The sequence below is a fragment of the Curtobacterium sp. VKM Ac-2852 genome (assembly GCF_013205045.1).
GTDB classification, from domain to species: Bacteria; Actinomycetota; Actinomycetes; order Actinomycetales; family Microbacteriaceae; genus Curtobacterium; species Curtobacterium flaccumfaciens.
The window spans coordinates 544,615-559,874 of the sequence record NZ_JABMLI010000004.1 but is presented as its reverse complement, the minus strand read 5'-3'; the positions used below and the strand labels follow the sequence as shown (position 1 = coordinate 559,874).

The 15,260-nt window shown below is 70.9% G+C and carries 12 protein-coding genes; 6 read left to right on the top strand and 6 right to left on the bottom strand.

Features of this window, described 5'->3' with window-relative positions:
- The first annotated feature begins 270 nt into the window (after positions 1 to 270).
- Entirely contained in the window at positions 271 to 1,611 is a 1,341-nt protein-coding gene (locus HQQ79_RS17620; protein ID WP_173035954.1) for a fibronectin type III domain-containing protein, read from the top strand.
- A gap of 88 nt (positions 1,612 to 1,699) precedes the next feature.
- On the opposite strand, the gene HQQ79_RS17615 is transcribed toward HQQ79_RS17620, so the two are convergent.
- Positions 1,700 to 2,623, bottom strand: a complete 924-nt coding sequence (locus HQQ79_RS17615) for an NAD-dependent epimerase/dehydratase family protein (RefSeq protein ID WP_254066339.1) — start codon at positions 2,621 to 2,623, stop codon at positions 1,700 to 1,702.
- A 122-nt stretch (positions 2,624 to 2,745) separates the two neighbouring features.
- Between HQQ79_RS17615 and HQQ79_RS17610 the strand changes: the two genes are divergently transcribed.
- From HQQ79_RS17610 to opgC, 4 genes are all read left to right on the top strand, one after another.
- A complete protein-coding gene (locus tag HQQ79_RS17610; protein WP_173035949.1) occupies positions 2,746 to 3,522 on the top strand; it encodes a TetR/AcrR family transcriptional regulator in 777 nt (258 codons plus the stop codon).
- A 308-nt stretch (positions 3,523 to 3,830) separates the two neighbouring features.
- On the top strand, positions 3,831 to 5,786 hold the full coding sequence (locus tag HQQ79_RS17605) for a glycosyltransferase (RefSeq protein ID WP_367948123.1): 1,956 nt from the start codon (positions 3,831 to 3,833) through the stop codon (positions 5,784 to 5,786).
- Positions 5,783 to 6,193, top strand: a complete 411-nt coding sequence (locus HQQ79_RS17600) for an ATP-binding protein (protein WP_111233550.1) — start codon at positions 5,783 to 5,785, stop codon at positions 6,191 to 6,193. The genes HQQ79_RS17605 and HQQ79_RS17600 overlap by 4 nt, the downstream gene beginning before the upstream one ends.
- Positions 6,190 to 8,679: an OpgC domain-containing protein gene (opgC, locus tag HQQ79_RS19250; protein WP_173035947.1), complete on the top strand. Its 2,490-nt coding sequence runs from the start codon at positions 6,190 to 6,192 to the stop codon at positions 8,677 to 8,679. The genes HQQ79_RS17600 and opgC overlap by 4 nt, the downstream gene beginning before the upstream one ends.
- Before the next feature lie 140 nt (positions 8,680 to 8,819).
- On the opposite strand, the gene HQQ79_RS17590 is transcribed toward opgC, so the two are convergent.
- The 5 genes from HQQ79_RS17590 to HQQ79_RS17570 form a co-directional block, all read right to left on the bottom strand.
- Positions 8,820 to 9,923, bottom strand: a complete 1,104-nt coding sequence (locus tag HQQ79_RS17590; RefSeq protein WP_173035945.1) for a Gfo/Idh/MocA family protein — start codon at positions 9,921 to 9,923, stop codon at positions 8,820 to 8,822.
- On the bottom strand, positions 9,920 to 10,768 hold the full coding sequence (locus HQQ79_RS17585) for a ThuA domain-containing protein (protein WP_173035943.1): 849 nt from the start codon (positions 10,766 to 10,768) through the stop codon (positions 9,920 to 9,922). The genes HQQ79_RS17590 and HQQ79_RS17585 overlap by 4 nt, the downstream gene beginning before the upstream one ends.
- A 32-nt stretch (positions 10,769 to 10,800) precedes the next feature.
- Positions 10,801 to 11,553, bottom strand: coding sequence for a carbohydrate ABC transporter permease (locus HQQ79_RS17580; RefSeq protein ID WP_231495622.1), 753 nt, complete (start codon positions 11,551 to 11,553; stop codon positions 10,801 to 10,803).
- A gap of 127 nt (positions 11,554 to 11,680) precedes the next feature.
- Entirely contained in the window at positions 11,681 to 12,646 is a 966-nt protein-coding gene (locus HQQ79_RS17575; protein WP_173035939.1) for a carbohydrate ABC transporter permease, read from the bottom strand.
- A 2-nt stretch (positions 12,647 to 12,648) separates the two neighbouring features.
- On the bottom strand, positions 12,649 to 13,884 hold the full coding sequence (locus HQQ79_RS17570; RefSeq protein ID WP_111056922.1) for an ABC transporter substrate-binding protein: 1,236 nt from the start codon (positions 13,882 to 13,884) through the stop codon (positions 12,649 to 12,651).
- Positions 13,885 to 14,085: 201 nt separating this feature from the next.
- On the opposite strand from HQQ79_RS17570, the gene HQQ79_RS17565 reads away from it, so the two are divergent.
- Positions 14,086 to 15,102: a LacI family DNA-binding transcriptional regulator gene (locus tag HQQ79_RS17565; RefSeq protein ID WP_254066338.1), complete on the top strand. Its 1,017-nt coding sequence runs from the start codon at positions 14,086 to 14,088 to the stop codon at positions 15,100 to 15,102.
- Positions 15,103 to 15,260: the final 158 nt, after the last annotated feature.

Genomic DNA, 15,260 nt, shown 5'->3' with positions numbered 1-15,260 from the left:
CAGCTGGCACCGGGCCTCCCGTCCGTCGTCGGTGCGGGTCCCGGGCCCGCGAGACGCCGTCGTGTCGGTTCCACGCCGCCGAGTCGGCGAGACGCCGTCGGATTCGGCGGTGTCTCGGGAACACGACGGCGTCTGCCGGTACGGGCCCTGCGCATCTTGCGGTGCGGGGAACCGCAGATCCCGCCCGCAGGCGTTCCCCTGGAGTCCGCACGGTGCTGTGATGACCGGAGCCGTGACGCAGGGAGCCGCGGAGAAGGCAGGGGAACCATCGTGTACCGAGCACTCATCACCGCGGTCGCCGCCGCGGCGCTCGTCTTCGGAGGTGCGGTGCCGGCGACGGCGCACACCTCTCCGTCGGTGCCGGGAGCACCGACCGCGGTCCGCGTCACCGGCGACGCGGACAGTGCCACGCTGACGTGGCGCGGCCCGGACCGCGGTGCCAAGGTGACCGGCTGGAAGGTCGACGTCGACGCCGTCGCGAACCGGCACGACCACCAGGTCCACCGACTCCTCCCGCGCGCCCGCTCCGACCGCTTCGACGAGCTCTCGCCCGCGACCACCTACCGCTTCTCGGTGCGTGCCCTCGGCCACCGGGGGACCGGTCGCACGGTCACGCTGCGCTGGACGTCACCGTCGGTGCCCGAGCCGGAGACGACGCAGTCGCTGTTCGCCCTCGACGGCAACGGTGCCGTCGTGCGGTTCGCGGACTCCGGCAGCGGTGCGAAGACCGTCGTGGCGACGCACGGCGAAGGCTTCGCCGCGAACGCCGACGGTGACGTGTTCACCCCGTCGGCGGACGGCACCGAGATCCTTCGCGACCCGGCCGACGGCAGTGGGATCTCGATCATCGCGTCCGGCCTGCACCTGACCCCGGACCTGCGCTCCGACGCCGAGGGCAACCTGTACTGGGTGGACTCGGTGACCGGCGCGGTGCAGAAGCTGTCCGTCGGCACCTCGACCCCGAAGGTCGTGCTGGACCTGGGTGGCAAGGCCGTCGGGAGCGATGAGCGTTTCTGGACGGTCACCCCGGACGGCAAGGTCGTCGTGCTCGGCGGAACGGTCAGCCGGCCGTACGTCAAGGGCACCGGCATCGCCCCCCGCACGTTCACCGGGCCGGGCGGCTCGACCGTCGGCTACCCCGCCGGTGTGCTCGCGGACTCGCAGGGCAACGTCTACGTCGACATCCGCTCGCCCGGTGCCGCCGGGGCGTGGACCTGGTACCAGCTCAAGCCCGGGGCGACCGAACTGACGAAGATCGAACCGCGGAACGCGTTCGAGTACGCTGCCGCGAACGCGGACGGCTTCTCGCTCCTGCAGTCGGCGGAGTTCTGCCCCGCCCCGGCGGAGTACCCGACCAGCCCGACCGGTTGCAAGATCGACCGCGGCATCCCGGACAAGCTCGTGGTCGGCAGCGGTGGCACGTCCACCGTGCCGGTGACCGGGCTGACCGCCGGGTCGCGTGGCGAGCACCTGGGTGCCGCCTCCGCCGACGGGGACGTGTTCGTGTCCATCGACAGCGGCCCCTCGGTCGGGCTGTGGAAGGTCCCCGCCGCGGGTGGAGCTGCCCAGCAGCTCGACGCGGCGCAGTACTCGAGGCTGCTGGTGATCTGACCGGCGGTGCGAGGCGGAAGGGGGACAGGGCGCAACGGCGCGTCCTGTCCCCCTTCCGTGTGCGCCGGCGGGTGGCGGTGGCGGTGGTTCAGGCCGCGCCGGCGGCCGTGCGGCGGCAGACCTCGTCCCACGGGGTCGGTTCGATGCCGAAGCGCGCCCGGCTCTCGCGGTCGTCGACCACGTACGGCGCGGTCCACTGGTAGGTCAGGTCGGCCAGCTCGCGCATCATCGGCGACACGAGCCCGCCGACGCGGAACAGGGCCGCGGGCATCCGGCGTACCGGCACCGCGGGCTTCCCCGCCGCCGCGAGGACGTCGGTGAGGGCCTGGCGCTGCGTCCGCGGGGCGTTGCTCGGCACGATCCACGTGCGACCGTGTGCGCCCTGGTCCTCGGCAGCGGCGACGAGGGTCCGGGCGACGTCGAACACGTCGGTGAAGGTGTGCGGCAGGTCCGTGCGACCGACCATCGACACCGTCCGTCCCCGCAGCGCTGCCGGCAGCACGCGTGTGACGTGCCCGTTCGCGCCGATCCCGGGGCCGAGGTAGTCCGAGGCGCGGACCTCGACGACCCGGACGCGGCCGGCGTCGTGCGCGGCGAGGGCATCGGCCCACAGGGTGGCGCGGAGCACCCCCTTGTGGTCGGTGGCAGCGTCCGGCAGTCCCTCGTGCATCGGCCCGTCCACCGGGCCGTGCGGGTACAGGTTCCCGGTGATGGCGTAGGTGGCCCCGGTGCGTTCGGCCGCGGTGAGCAGTGCTGCGGCGAGCGGGGGCCAGGTGCGCTCCCACTGCGTGTAGTCGCCGGGGTTCGCGCAGTTGTGGAGGACGGCTGCTCCCTCGGCGGCGCGGGAGAGGGCATCGGCATCGGAGGCGTCGAGCGCGAGGTGCTCGACCCCGGCGATGCCGGTGCTGCGACCTGAGCGGGAGACGACGGTGACGCGGTCGCCCCGGACGGTCAACAGTTCTGCGACGTGTCGGCCGACGGGGCCGGCACCGACGACGAGGTGGTGGGTCATGGTCTCCTGCTTCCTGATTGCGAGAGCACCGCTCTCGAAAATGAGCATGACGGTTCGTCGACGCGAAAGCAAGAGCAGTGCTCTCCTTTGTGTGCGCTGCTCTCCCGTGCCAGGATCATCGGATGGCACCCACCGCCCGAGCACTCGCACGGCAGACGGTCACCGCGGAGATCCTGGCCGCAGCGCGAACCCGCCTGACCGATGAGGGTCCTGCTGCCCTCAGCCTGCGTGCCGTCGCCCGTGACGTCGGGATGGTCTCGTCGGCCGTGTACCGGTACTTCCCGAGCCGCGACGACCTGCTGACGGCCCTGCTCATCACCGACTACGACGAGCTCGGCGCCGCGGTCGAGGCCGCCGGTGCCGCGGCCGGACCGACTCCCGGTGCGCGCTGGGTGGCGATGTGCCGGGCGATCCGGGACTGGTCGGTCGCGCACCCGGGGGACTTCGCGCTGCTGTTCGGTTCGCCCGTACCCGGCTACGCGGCGCCGCGGGAGACCGTCGTGCCCGCGACGCGGACGACGCTCGCGCTGGTGCGCGTGGTCACGGACGCCGTCGGGTCCGGCGCGCCAGGTGTGTCCGGTGCGCCTGGCGCGTCGGGCTCGTCCGTCACGTCGACGCCGGCGGCGGCCGGGAGGCCCGGATCACCCACCGCTCCTCCGGCGGCTCCCGGGGTGGCCGGTCCCGCCGTCGCAGACGGGGTCGCCACCCTGCGCTCGTTCGGCATCACCCTGCCCGACGAGGTCCTCGTCCGCACCCTGATGGCCTGGACGACGGTGTTCGGGACGATCTCGTTCGAGCTCTTCGGACACTTCGTCGGTTCCGTGTCCGACCCGGCCGCCTACTTCGACCAGGTCATCGTGCGTCTGGCGGATGACCTGGGGTTCACCGCCACGTTCTGACGCGCGTGCTGTCCCCAGATCGGGTGCGCTGCCTGACAGAGCACCCGCCCGTGCGGTAGACAGGTCGTCACGCCGAGGTCGTGCCCGATGACCGGAGCGGACGACCGGCACGGTGCCCTCCGGGTCAGCTGCCGGACGGAACCACACTCGGGCGTGCGACGCGGCCGGGGCCCGCGCGGGGATCAGGAGGAACGCTTGCGACGCAGCACGTCCGGCGACGCCGCGGACGGGGAGACCCGGTGACCGCGCTCGACGTCAGCCGACAGGACCGCCGCCGCCTGACCACCGGCACCGCCCGCCGACGCCTGGTGGCCGTGCGGACGGTGGCGCTCCTGGCCTCCCTCGCCGGTGTCAACTACATCGTGTGGCGCTGGGCGGCCTCGGTGAACTGGCACTCGTGGTGGATCGCGGTGCCGCTGATCCTCGCCGAGACCTACAGCGTCATCGACTCCCTGCTCTTCGCCCTCGGGGCCTGGCGGCTCCGAGAGCGCGGCGAACCACCTGCGAAGCCGTCCACCGACGTCACCGTGGACGTCTTCATCACGACCTACAACGAGCCGATCGACCTGGTCGAGCGCACCGCCCGGGCGGCGAAGGCGATCACGCACCCGCACACCACCTGGATCCTCGACGACGGCAACCGCCCCGAGATGCGTGCGGCGGCCGAGGCGCTCGGCATCGGCGTCATCACGCGCGGCGCCGACTGGGTGGACCGACCCCGGCACGCCAAGGCCGGCAACCTCAACAACGCCCTGCTCGCGACGCAGGGCGAGTTCCTGCTCATCCTCGACGCCGACCAGGTGCCCGACCCGGCGATCCTCGACCGCACCCTCGGGTACTTCAAGGACCCGCGGATGGCGCTCGTGCAGACGCCGCAGTGGTTCGAGAACGTGCCGGACGACGACCCCCTCGGCAGCCAGGCACCGCTGTTCTACGGTCCGATCCAGCAGTCGAAGGACGGCTGGAACGCCGCGTTCTTCTGCGGGTCGAACGCCATCCTGCGGCGCGAAGCGCTCATGCAGCTCGGCATCTCGCGCTACGTGGCCGAGGTCGAGGCGTCCGTGCAGCGCACCCTCGCCACCTCGCGCAAGCTCCTCGCCCGCTCTCGCGAGACCGAGACCGACCCGCGCGTGCTCGCCGCCCTCGACGACGCCGAGGCCGTGGTGGACCAGGCGCGCGAGCAGGTGCGCGCCGGTGAGCCCCTGGGCGACGTGACGTACGCGTTCCAGCGGGGGATCGACGCCATCGCGTTCCGGTTCGCCGCCGCCGACCTCGAGTCCGTGCGGAACGACCTGCAGGAGCTCGCGGCGATGTCCACCGACGCCAACACCTTCGCGGGTCTCGACGACGCCGCCCTCGACGTGCTCGGCCGGCGTGAGGCCTCACCGGTCGCCGCCATCGAGTCCATCGCCGTGCTCGCCCGTGCCCTCGACGTGAACCGTGACGACGAGGCGCAGCCGATCATGCCGCTGGCGACGATCTCGGTGACCGAGGACATGGCCACCGCGATGCGCCTGCACGGCCTCGGCTGGAAGTCGGCGTACCACGACGAGATCCTGGCGAAGGGCCTGGCCCCCGAGGACCTGCCGACGATGCTCGTGCAGCGACTCCGCTGGGCGCAGGGCACCATGCAGGTGTTCTTCCGCGAGAACCCCCTGGTGCAGAAGGGGCTGTCGTGGGGGCAGCGGCTCATGTACTTCTCGACGATGTGGAGCTACCTGTCCGGGTTCGCCGCGATCGTCTACATCGCCGCCCCGGTGCTCTGCCTGTCGTTCGGGGTCATCCCCGTGCAGGCCTACAGCGTCGACTTCTTCGCTCGGCTCATCCCGTTCCTGGTGTTCAACCAGCTGCTGTTCTGGGTGGTGGCCGCCGGCAGACCGACCTGGCGCGGGCAGCAGTACTCGCTCGCACTCTTCCCGGTCTGGATCGAGTCGGTGACCAGCGCCTTCCAGAACGTCTACCGGGGCAAGCCGCTCGGGTTCCGCGTCACCCCGAAGGTGCGGGACGAGACCGAGCAGAAGCCGCGGTGGGACCTGGTCAAGCCGCAGCTGTACGCGATGGGTGCCCTGGTCGCCGCGCTGGTCATGATCGGCATCCGCTACCTGACCGGCCAGGCCGAGGGGATCGCGCCGCTCGTGAACACCGCGTGGGTCGTCTTCGACCTGTTCATCTTCAGCATCGTGATCCGGGCCGTCCGGTACCGCGGCCCCGCCACCCCAGTCCAGTCCGAACACGAGTCGAGCACCGCCGGAGGACCCCTGTGAGCACCGAGACCACGTTCGAGGTCGCCGCGACGCCCGACTCCCTCGACGAGGTGCAGGACCGCTTCGCCGCGTGGTGGGACGGTCTGGGCATCGACGACGTGCGGCTCCGCTTCGCACTCGAGACCGCCCTGGCCGAGGTCGCCGCGAACATCGTCGAGCACACCGTCCGCGCCGACCGGGGGACCGGGCGCCGGTACTCCGTGCGCCTCGAGGCCACCGACCGGGCCCTGACCGCGGTGCTGACCGACAACGGGATGCCCGTCGACATCGACCTGAGTGCCGTCACCATGGCCGACGTCGAACAGGAGAGCGGGCGCGGTCTCGCCCTCGCCATCGCGGCGCTCGACCGGTTGGAGCACCGGCACGAGCCCGGCCACAACGTCTGGACGCTTGCGTGCGACCGGTGAAGCAGCCGGTGGCCCGCGCGGTCGCCCTCCTCGTCACGATCGCCACGCTCCTGCTCGGTGGTGCGCTGCCGGCGTCGGCTGCGTCCGTGCACCCGGCGGCCGCCGTGCAGCCGGCCGAGGGGTCGACGTGGTTCGGCCCCGACCTCGACTGGGCCAGCGATTCGCCCGAGGGGTACGAGGGGCGGCTCGGCGCGACGCCGTCGATGTACGGGGTCTCCGTCGACTACCCGCTCGAGGGCACGGCGAAGCAGGAGCTCCTCCGCTCGGCGCGGGCGGCGGCGACCCAGGGGGCGGTGCTCGTCGTGAGCCTCGAACCCGACCGCGAACTGCGGTCGCTCGACACCGCGGACACCCGCGCCGTCAACACCGTGTTCGAGGACCTGCACGACCAGTACGACACCCAGGTGCTCGTCCGGTTCGCACCGCAGATGAACGGCACGTGGGTCCGCTGGGGCCAGCAGCCGACCGAGTTCGTCCGGGCGTTCCGGGCGCTCGGCACGACCGTGCACGCGGGCACGTCGGACGCGCTCATGGTGTGGTCCCCGTCGTACGGTGCCGGCTACCCGTTCGGCGAGTCCGCCGGGCGGCTGCGGAACCTGTCCCCGGTCGACGTCGCCAAGGCGGACACCAACGGCGACGGACAGCTCACCGGCGCCGACGACCCGTACGGGCCGTACTGGCCGGGGGCGGAAGCCGTCGACTGGGTCGGGCTCTCGATGTTCTCGTACGGCAAGGGCGACCCGACCGAGGCCGCCGGTCGCGCCGTGCCGCTCACCCGCAGCGGTGAGGTCGAGGCCCGGTTCGACGAGGACTGGGGGTACGACCAACCCCAGTCGGGCACGTTCTACGACCGGTTCGCGGCCGCCGACGACCGCCCGATGCTCCTCGACACCGGCGCCCTGTACAACCGTGAGCTGCAGGGCGACGCCGAGCTCCAGGTCAAGCGGAGCTGGTGGCGGCAGGTGCTGGCCGCCGTGCAGGAGCGTCCGCTGATCCGGGGCATGACCGTGCTCGAGGCCGAGCGACGCGAGCCCGAGGCCGGCAACCGCGTGGCCGACTGGCGACTCACCGCGGACCCGGGCGTCGCGGAGTCCTTCCGCACCGACCTCGAGCAGTCCGGGGACTTCGCCTTCGGTCCGGTCACCGACCGCGTGACCGTGCAGCAGGGCAACGCCGCGATCTCCCAGGAGTACGAGACCGGCGGCGAGCAGATGGCGTGGATCGTCTGGCTGGCCGCCGGCCTGGCGATCGTGTTCCTGCTGAGCGGGGTGTTCGGCCGGCTCCTGCCGAGCTGGCGCTACCCCGACGACGGCAAGCCCGGCCGTGACCTGCGGCTCGACCTGTTCCGCGGGTTCATCATCCTCGCCGTGGTGATCACCCACATCGAGATCGGCGGACCGTACTCGTACCTCACGCTGCATGCCGTCGGTGCGATCACCGGTGCCGAGATGTTCGTGTTCCTGTCCGGCATGGTCCTCGGCATGACGTACCCGTTCGCCGTGAAGAAGTTCGGCGAGTGGGCGGCGGCCATCGGGGCGTGGAAGCGCGCGCGCAAGCAGTACGTCGTCACGCTCGTGGTGATCCTGGTGGTCTTCGCGCTGAGCTTCGTCCCGTTCCTGAACACCGACGCCATCACCACGTTCACCGACCGCGGCACGGGCACCGGCGGTGTCGATGCCGAGGGGCGGGTCTACGACCTGTACCCGAACGCGATGCAGCTGCTCGCCTACCCGCCGCCCTGGTACGCGATCCGGCAGTTCCTGCTGCTCGAGATGGGGCCGTGGCCGTTCAACATCATGGGCCTGTTCGTGGTGCTGAGCCTGTTCATCCCGGTGCTCATCTGGGTGATCCGCCGCGGGTTCTGGTGGGCGCTCCTCGCCGCCAGCTGGGCGCTGTACGTGTTCCAGGCGCTCAACCCCGACTTCCGTCCGCTGAACTCCCAGTTCGAGGCGGTGTTCCCCCTGTTCACCTGGCAGGTGGTGTTCACCCACGGGCTCGTGCTCGGGTACTACCGGCGGCAGATCGTCGGCGCGCTCACCGGGCGTCTCGGCAAGGTCCTGGTCGGCGTCGCCGTCGGCGGGTACGCGGCGTTCCTGGTCTACGTGTGGGCCGGCGAGAAATTCGGGTTCACCCCGGTGCCGTTCCCGGCGACGATGTACGAGTCCCTGTACAACACGGCGTACCAGCGGGTGGACCTGCAGTGGGGCCGCCTGGTGGACATCGCATTCTTCGCGGTCGTGTCCTACGCGATCCTCACGGTGTTCTGGAAGCCCATCGCCGCCGCCATCGGCTGGCTCTGGATCCCGCTCGGGCAGGCGAGCCTGTACGTGTTCGTCTGGCAGGTGTTCTTCGCCCTGGCGATCGCGTCGATCCCCGGTGTGCCGTGGGGCAACTTCTGGATCGGGTTCGTGGTGCACACGGCGCTGATCCTGCTGGCCTGGTACATGGTCCGCAAGAAGTTCCTGTTCTCCGTCATCCCGCGCTGATCGCGGCGCGCGGATGGTGAGCAGGAATGGTCGGGTCCGACGTGCGGACCCGACCATTCCTGCTCACGAAGCGAGGGCAGACCGACGGGAGGCCCGTGGCGGCGTCGCCACGGGCCTCCCGTCCGTCATGCGGTCGCGTCTCAGGACGCGGGCAGCCGCTCGCGCAGGGCGCCGCGGACCGACTCCCACCCGGCCAGACGGTCGCGGATCGCGTCGTCCTGCTCGGCGGCCAGGGCGTCCCGGTGCGCCCGTTCGAGCACCTCGTCGATGACGACCCGGCGCCCGCTGCGGGCCGAGGTGATGGCCGCGTCGACCATCGTGAGGCTCATCACGTTGCCGTGCACCTCGCCGTCCGGCACCTCGCCGGAGCGGACCGCCCGGACGAAGGACGCCAGCGACCCGGCGATCTCGTGCCCGACCGACGGCGCAGCGGCAGGGGAACCGGGGGTGCCGTCGAGGTCGCTCGAGGGGTCGTGGTCGCCGTCCCAGAGCGCCGTGCCGGCCGCTCCGGAGGCACGCCAGTCGCCGTTCCACGAGGTCTCGGCACCCGGCGCGCACCACGAGCCGTCGTAGACGTAGCGGACGTCGTCCTCGAACGTGAAGACGGCTGCGGCGGCCGCGTCACCCCGGTACCAGGACCACGACGGGTTCCACGACTCGCAGTACACCGACACCGGGTCGCGTTCGAGCACGTACCGGGCGGAGTCGAAGGCGTGGATGGCCATGTCGAGCAGCAGGACGTCGTCCATCTCCTCGCGGAAGCCACCGAAGTGCGGCGCCTTCGCGAACCGGGTGCTCAGCCCGCCCACGGCACCGAGGTCGCGGACGTGCTGCCGGAACGCGACGAGCTGGTCGTTGTAGCGGCGGGACTGCGACACCATGAACAGCTTGCCGGTGGCCTCGGCGGCAGCGGCGAGCGACAGCGCCTCGGCGACGGTCTGGGCGGCCGGTTTCTCGCCGAGCACGGGGAGCCCGGCCCGGAGCGCCTGCAGGGTGACCGGGTGGTGCGCGACCGGCACGGTGATGTCGAGGACGGCCTCGGCACCGGTCTCGGCGGCCAGCGCGGTCAGGTCCGTGCCGACCGGGATCGACGGGTCGCCGGCGTGCTCGGCCCCGGCGCGGGCGGCGTCGAGGTCGAGGTCGACGATGCCGACCAGCTCGACCTCGGGGTCGGCGGCGACGGTGGCGAGCCAGGCTCGCCCCATCCCGCCGGCGCCGACCTGCAGGACGCGGAGGGGGCTCACGCCTGCGCCCCGTCGCGCTCGGCCGCCGGCTCGCTGGCCGTCGGCTCGCTTGCCGTCGGCTCAGCGGTCTCGGGCTCGGCGTCGTCGAACGGACCGCGGTAGTGCTGCCCGTCGAAGTACTCGCCCAGGTCGTAGCGGCGGAGCGTCGGGATCTCCCGCTCCCGCTCGGGCCGGGCCCACTCGGCGCCGTTCGCGATCACGCGGCGGACGTCCGGGTGGTGGTAGACGGGGAAGTCCTGGTCACCGGGGGAGAAGTAGAAGATCTTCCCGAGGCCGCGGCGGTACGTCATGCCGCTCCGGAACACCTCGCCGCCGGTGAAGCCCGAGATGAACACGAGCTCGTCGGGCGTCGGGACGTCGAAGTACTCGCCGTACATCTCCTGCTCGGGGATGACGATCGGGTTCGGCACCCCGCGGGTGATCGGGTGCTGCGGGTTGACGGTCCAGACGAGCTCCTGGTCGTGCTCGCTGCGCCAGCGGAGGGTGCAGGTGGTGCCCATCAGCTTGCCGAAGATCTTCGACCAGTGGCCGGAGTGCAGGACGAGCAGCCCCATGCCGGAGAGCACGTGCCGGTGCACCCGGTCGACCACGGCGTCGTCGACGTCCTGGTGTGCGGCGTGCCCCCACCAGGTGAGGACGTCGGTGTTCGCGAGGACCTCGTCGGTGAGGCCGTGCTCGGGCTCCTGCATGGTGGCGGTCCGGACGACGGCCTCGGGCAGGTGCTCGCGGATGCCGTCCGCGATCGCGCCGTGCATGCCGTCGGGGTACCGCTCGGCGACGTGCTGCTCGACCTGTTCGTGGACGTTCTCGCCCCAGACGGTGATGCGGAGCGGGGTGGTGGTCATGGTGTGTGCCTTTCGGGGGTGGTGGGACCCGGTCACTTGACTGCGCCGCCGGTGGCCCCGGCGGCGATGAACTTCTGCGCCACGAGCAGCAGCACGATGGCGGGGATCGAGGCCATCACCGCGGCGGCCATGACGGTCGACCAGTCGGCGGTGAAGGTGCCGATGTAGTTGTAGATGCCGAGCGTGATCGGCCGGACGTCCTCGGTGGTGGTGAGGGTCAGGGCGAACAGGAAGTCGCTCCAGGTGAACAGGAACGTGAACAGTCCGGCGGTGATCAGGGCGTTGGCGCTGATCGGCACGACGACCGAGCGGAAGGCCCGGAAGTTGCCGGCACCGTCGACCTTGGCGGCCTCGATGATCGACGGCGGGATGTTCTGCATGAACGCCCGCATGATCAGGATCGCGAAGGGCACGCCCGCGGTGCTGTCGGCCAGGATCAGCCCCGGCACGGTGTTGAGCAGCCCGAGATCGTTGTACGCCGCGTACAGGGCGTTCGCGACGACGATGCCCGGGATCATCTGCGAGATGAGGATGCCGAACAGCACCGCGTTGATGCCCTTGACCTTGAACTGGGCGAGCGCGTACGACGCCGGCGTCGCGATGAGCAGGCTGACGACGACGCTGCCCAGGGCGATCACCAGGCTCGTGACCAGGGCACCGCCCTGGTCGGCGATGGCCTGGGCGTAGCCGCCGAGCTGCGCGTTGATCGGGAACCAGGCGGCCTCGATCGCGGAACCGGCCGGCTGCAGGGAGATGTTGATCATCCAGTAGACGGGGAACAGCATCACGGCGAGGATCAGGATCCCGACGCCGGACAGCACCCACTGCTTCGCGCTCGTGGGACGGACGGGCCGCCGGGTGCCGCGGGTGACCACCGCGCGGGTCCGGAGGGCGTCGGTGGTGGACGCTGCGTCAGTCATCGACGGCCTTCCTGTTGAGGCGGAGGTAGACGATCGCGAACAGGGCGGAGATCACGATGAGGATGTTGCTCAGCGCGGCGCCCTGCCCGAAGTCGAACTGCTTGAACGACAGGTCGTAGGACTGGGTCGCGATGGTCTGGGTGGCGTTCGCCGGCCCGCCGTTCGTCAACCCGAGGATGATGTCGAGCACCTTGATCGTGTAGACCACGCCGAGCACGAGCGTGACGCTCACGACGGGGCGGAGCATCGGCCAGGTGATCGCCCAGAAGGCCTTCCACCCGGTCGCGCCGTCGAGTGCCGCTGCCTCGTACAGCTCGGTGGGGATGTCCTGCAGACCGCCGTACAGGATCGTGGTGTTGAAGGGGATCCCGATCCAGATGTTCACCGCGATGACGGTGATGAGCGCCACGGCGGGACTCGTCAGCCACGGGACCGACGGGATGCCGAAGGTGCTGAGGAACTGGTTGACGACGCCCGAGTCCTGGTCGAGCATCCACTTCCAGACCGCGCTCGAGACGATGAGCGGCAGCAGCCAGGGCAGCAGGAGCAGCGAGCGCAGGAGGCCGGACAGCGGGAAGTTCCGTCGGAAGAACAGGGCGAGCAGCAAGCCGAGGACGAACTGGCCGACGATCGACCCGATCGTGAACAGCGCGGTGTTGAGCATCGCCGTGCCGAACAGCTGGGACGACACGACCGAGGCGTAGTTCGCCAGGCCGACCCACGGTGCCTCGCCCGTGTAGAACGTCGACGTCGTGTACGCCTGGAAGCTCATGACGATGTTCTTGACCACCGGGTAGCCGAAGAACAGCAGCAGGAACAGGACGGCCGGCAGCAGGAACAGCAGCTGCGCGATCCGTTCGAAGCGCAGCGAGTGGCCCGGGCGGGGCCGCCGGGACGGAGCGGGTGCTCCGTTCCCGGCGGCCCGCCGTGGGGCGACGGGGGTCGCGGTGCTCGTCATGCTCAGTTGCTCGACTGCGCGTTCTGCAGGGCGTCGGCCGGGGAGTCCTGCCCGGTCAGCGCCGACTGCACGGCCGTGTAGATCTTCGTCGCGGCCTTGGGCCAGTCGGCACCGAGCTCGCCGGTGCGGGCGCGGGCGTCGGCGACGAGGTCGACGAACACCTGCTCCTCGGGGACGTCCTTGCCGAACTGCTGCGCGACGTCGGTCTTCGAGGGGATCGTGTACCGCAGCTTCGCCATCGCGAGCTGGTTCGCGTCGCTGTTCATGCAGTCGACGATCTTCGCCGCGACGGCCTGCTTCGCCTTGTCACCGGTGTTCGGGACGGTCCAGACCTCGCCACCGAGCGGGGCCACGGCCTTGTCGCTGGCGGCCTGCACGGGGATCTGGGCGATCCCGTAGTCGACCTTCGACTCCTTCAGACCGGGGATCTGCCACGGGCCGTTGATCATCATCGCGGCCTTGCCGGCCATGAACTGGTCGTTCACGTCGGCCTGGGTCCAGTTCACGACGCTCTTCGACATCGAGCCGTCGTCGACCAGGCCCTTCCAGAGCGACAGCGCTTCCTCGGTCTCCGGGGTCGCGATGTCCTTCTCGTCGCCGCCGTTCGACCACATGAACGGCAGGAACTGCCAGGTGCCCTCGTAGGTGGCGTTGGCGTCGACGGCGAACCCGTACTGGTCGCCCTTGGTGAGCTTCGCCGCGGCGGACTGCAGCTCGTCCCACGTCTTCGGCGGGGTGACACCGGCCTCGGACAACACCTTCTTGTTGTAGAAGAGCGCGATGGTGTTCACGGTGGGGGCGAGGCCGTAGACCTTGTCCTCGTAGGTCCCGGCCTGCAGCACCCCCTTGGCGTAGCCGTCGGTCGAGATGTCGTAGTCGGACAGCGGCGACAGCGCACCGGTCTCGGCGATCTGCTGCAGATCGGGGTTGTCGAGCATCAGGACGTCCGGCAGGGTCTTCGACGACGCCTGCTGCAGGACCTTCTGGATGAGCGACGAGCCGGGCACCAGGCTGCGCTTGATGGTGACGTCGTTCTCGGCCCCGCACTTGTCGAGGTACTCGCCGATGACCTTCTTGTCGTTGCCCTGGTTGTAGTAGTCGAGCACGGTGATGGAGTCCACCTTGCCGCCGGAGCTCGCGGACGAGCCGCCTGAACAGCCGGCGAGGACGAGGGGGACGGTCGCCAGCATGGCGACCGCGCTGAGGACCGGAGCGATCCTGCGGTGTCGAGGCTTCATTGCTTCGCTCTTCTCTGGATGGTTGCCGGACACGAGTCGAACGTGTCGCTCGTGGATCGGGGACGACCGGACCAGAACCGCTCCGTCGCGTCCCGAGTGGGGTCGAAGCTAGCATCGAAGCGGTTAGATGGTAAAGCGCTTAGACGAACTTTTTCGGGCATGGCCCCCGCTACAGTGAGCGCAACAGGGTGAGGGAGCGGCATGGCGACGATGCAGCAGGTCGCCGACCGGGCGGGCGTCTCGATCGCGACGGTGTCCTTCGTCGTGAACGGGAACAAGCGCGTGTCCGTCGACACCCGTGCCCGGGTCACGGCGGCGATGCGCGAGCTCGGCTACCGGAACAACGTGGTCGCCCGGGCACTGGCGTCGCGCCGCACCCGGATCCTCGCGCTCGTGTTCCCGGTGCTCGAGCACCGGCTCGGCCAGACCGCGCTGCAGTTCTTCACGAGTGCCGCGAGCCGCGCCTCGGAGCTCGGGTACCACCTGGTGCTCTGGCCGGCGGTGACGACGGCGGACGACGTGCAGGACCTCATCTCGGGGGGACTCGCCGACGGGGTCGTGGTGATGGAGGTCACGATGCACGACCCCCGGATCGCCCGTCTGACCGAGCTCGAGGTCCCGTTCGTCGCGATCGGCCGCACCGCCGACCCCTCGGGCATCTCGTACGTCGACATCGACTTCGAGCGCACCGTCGAGGACGCCCTCGACCACCTCACCGGGCTCGGGCACCGTCGGATCGGGCTCGTGGTCGAGGACCTCGACGGCACCACGATGGCCGACTACGGGCCGAAGGTCCGCTCCGAGGCGGCGTTCCACGCCGGCATCGAGCGCCGCGGACTGACCGGCACCGTGGTCGCCGCCGGCGCCTCGGCCGAGGGCGGGCGTCGTGCGGCGGCGGACCTGCTGGCGCACGACCCCGACGTCACGGCCGCGATCATCATGAAGGACGACTCGAACTTCGGGCTCGTCAGCGGGTTGCGGGCCGGCGGTCGGCGGGTCCCCGAGGACGTCTCGGTCATCGCGATCGTGTCCTCCGACGGCGCCGGTGCCGCGACCGAGCCGGTGCTCACGACGCTGAACGCCCCCGGCCCGGAGCTCGGCCGCCTGGCGGTCGAGTCGCTGGTCGACCGCCTCGAGGGCGGCAGCACCGAGCGCACCCACACGCTCATCCCGTGCGCCCTGCACCTGGCCGACTCGACGGCCCCCGCCCCCGCCTGACCCCTGTCGGCCTGGAGGCGCGGGTCGGCCCCGCCACGCGCCTCCAGGCCGCCGGAGGCCCGGTTTTCGGGCTGCGCGACAGTTCGCGGGGCCGCGAGCGCGTGAGGTGTCGTCCACCGCGAAAGGTGCGCGGCGCGACCGCGCAGGCGACCGCGCGC

Bases quoted from the DNA above. Each gene is read 5' to 3' on its own strand.
- HQQ79_RS17585 (WP_173035943.1), bottom strand. From the start codon at position 10,768: ATGACCACCACCCCGCTCCGCATCACCGTCTGGGGCGAGAACGTCCAC.
- HQQ79_RS17575 (WP_173035939.1), bottom strand. From the start codon at position 12,646: ATGACGAGCACCGCGACCCCCGTCGCCCCACGGCGGGCCGCCGGGAAC.
- HQQ79_RS17610 (WP_173035949.1), top strand. From the start codon at position 2,746: ATGGCACCCACCGCCCGAGCACTCGCACGGCAGACGGTCACCGCGGAG.
- HQQ79_RS17565 (WP_254066338.1), top strand. From the start codon at position 14,086: ATGGCGACGATGCAGCAGGTCGCCGACCGGGCGGGCGTCTCGATCGCG.
- HQQ79_RS17580 (WP_231495622.1), bottom strand. From the start codon at position 11,553: ATGCTGTTCCCCGTCTACTGGATGATCAACATCTCCCTGCAGCCGGCC.
- HQQ79_RS17570 (WP_111056922.1), bottom strand. From the start codon at position 13,884: ATGAAGCCTCGACACCGCAGGATCGCTCCGGTCCTCAGCGCGGTCGCC.
- HQQ79_RS17615 (WP_254066339.1), bottom strand. From the start codon at position 2,623: ATGACCCACCACCTCGTCGTCGGTGCCGGCCCCGTCGGCCGACACGTC.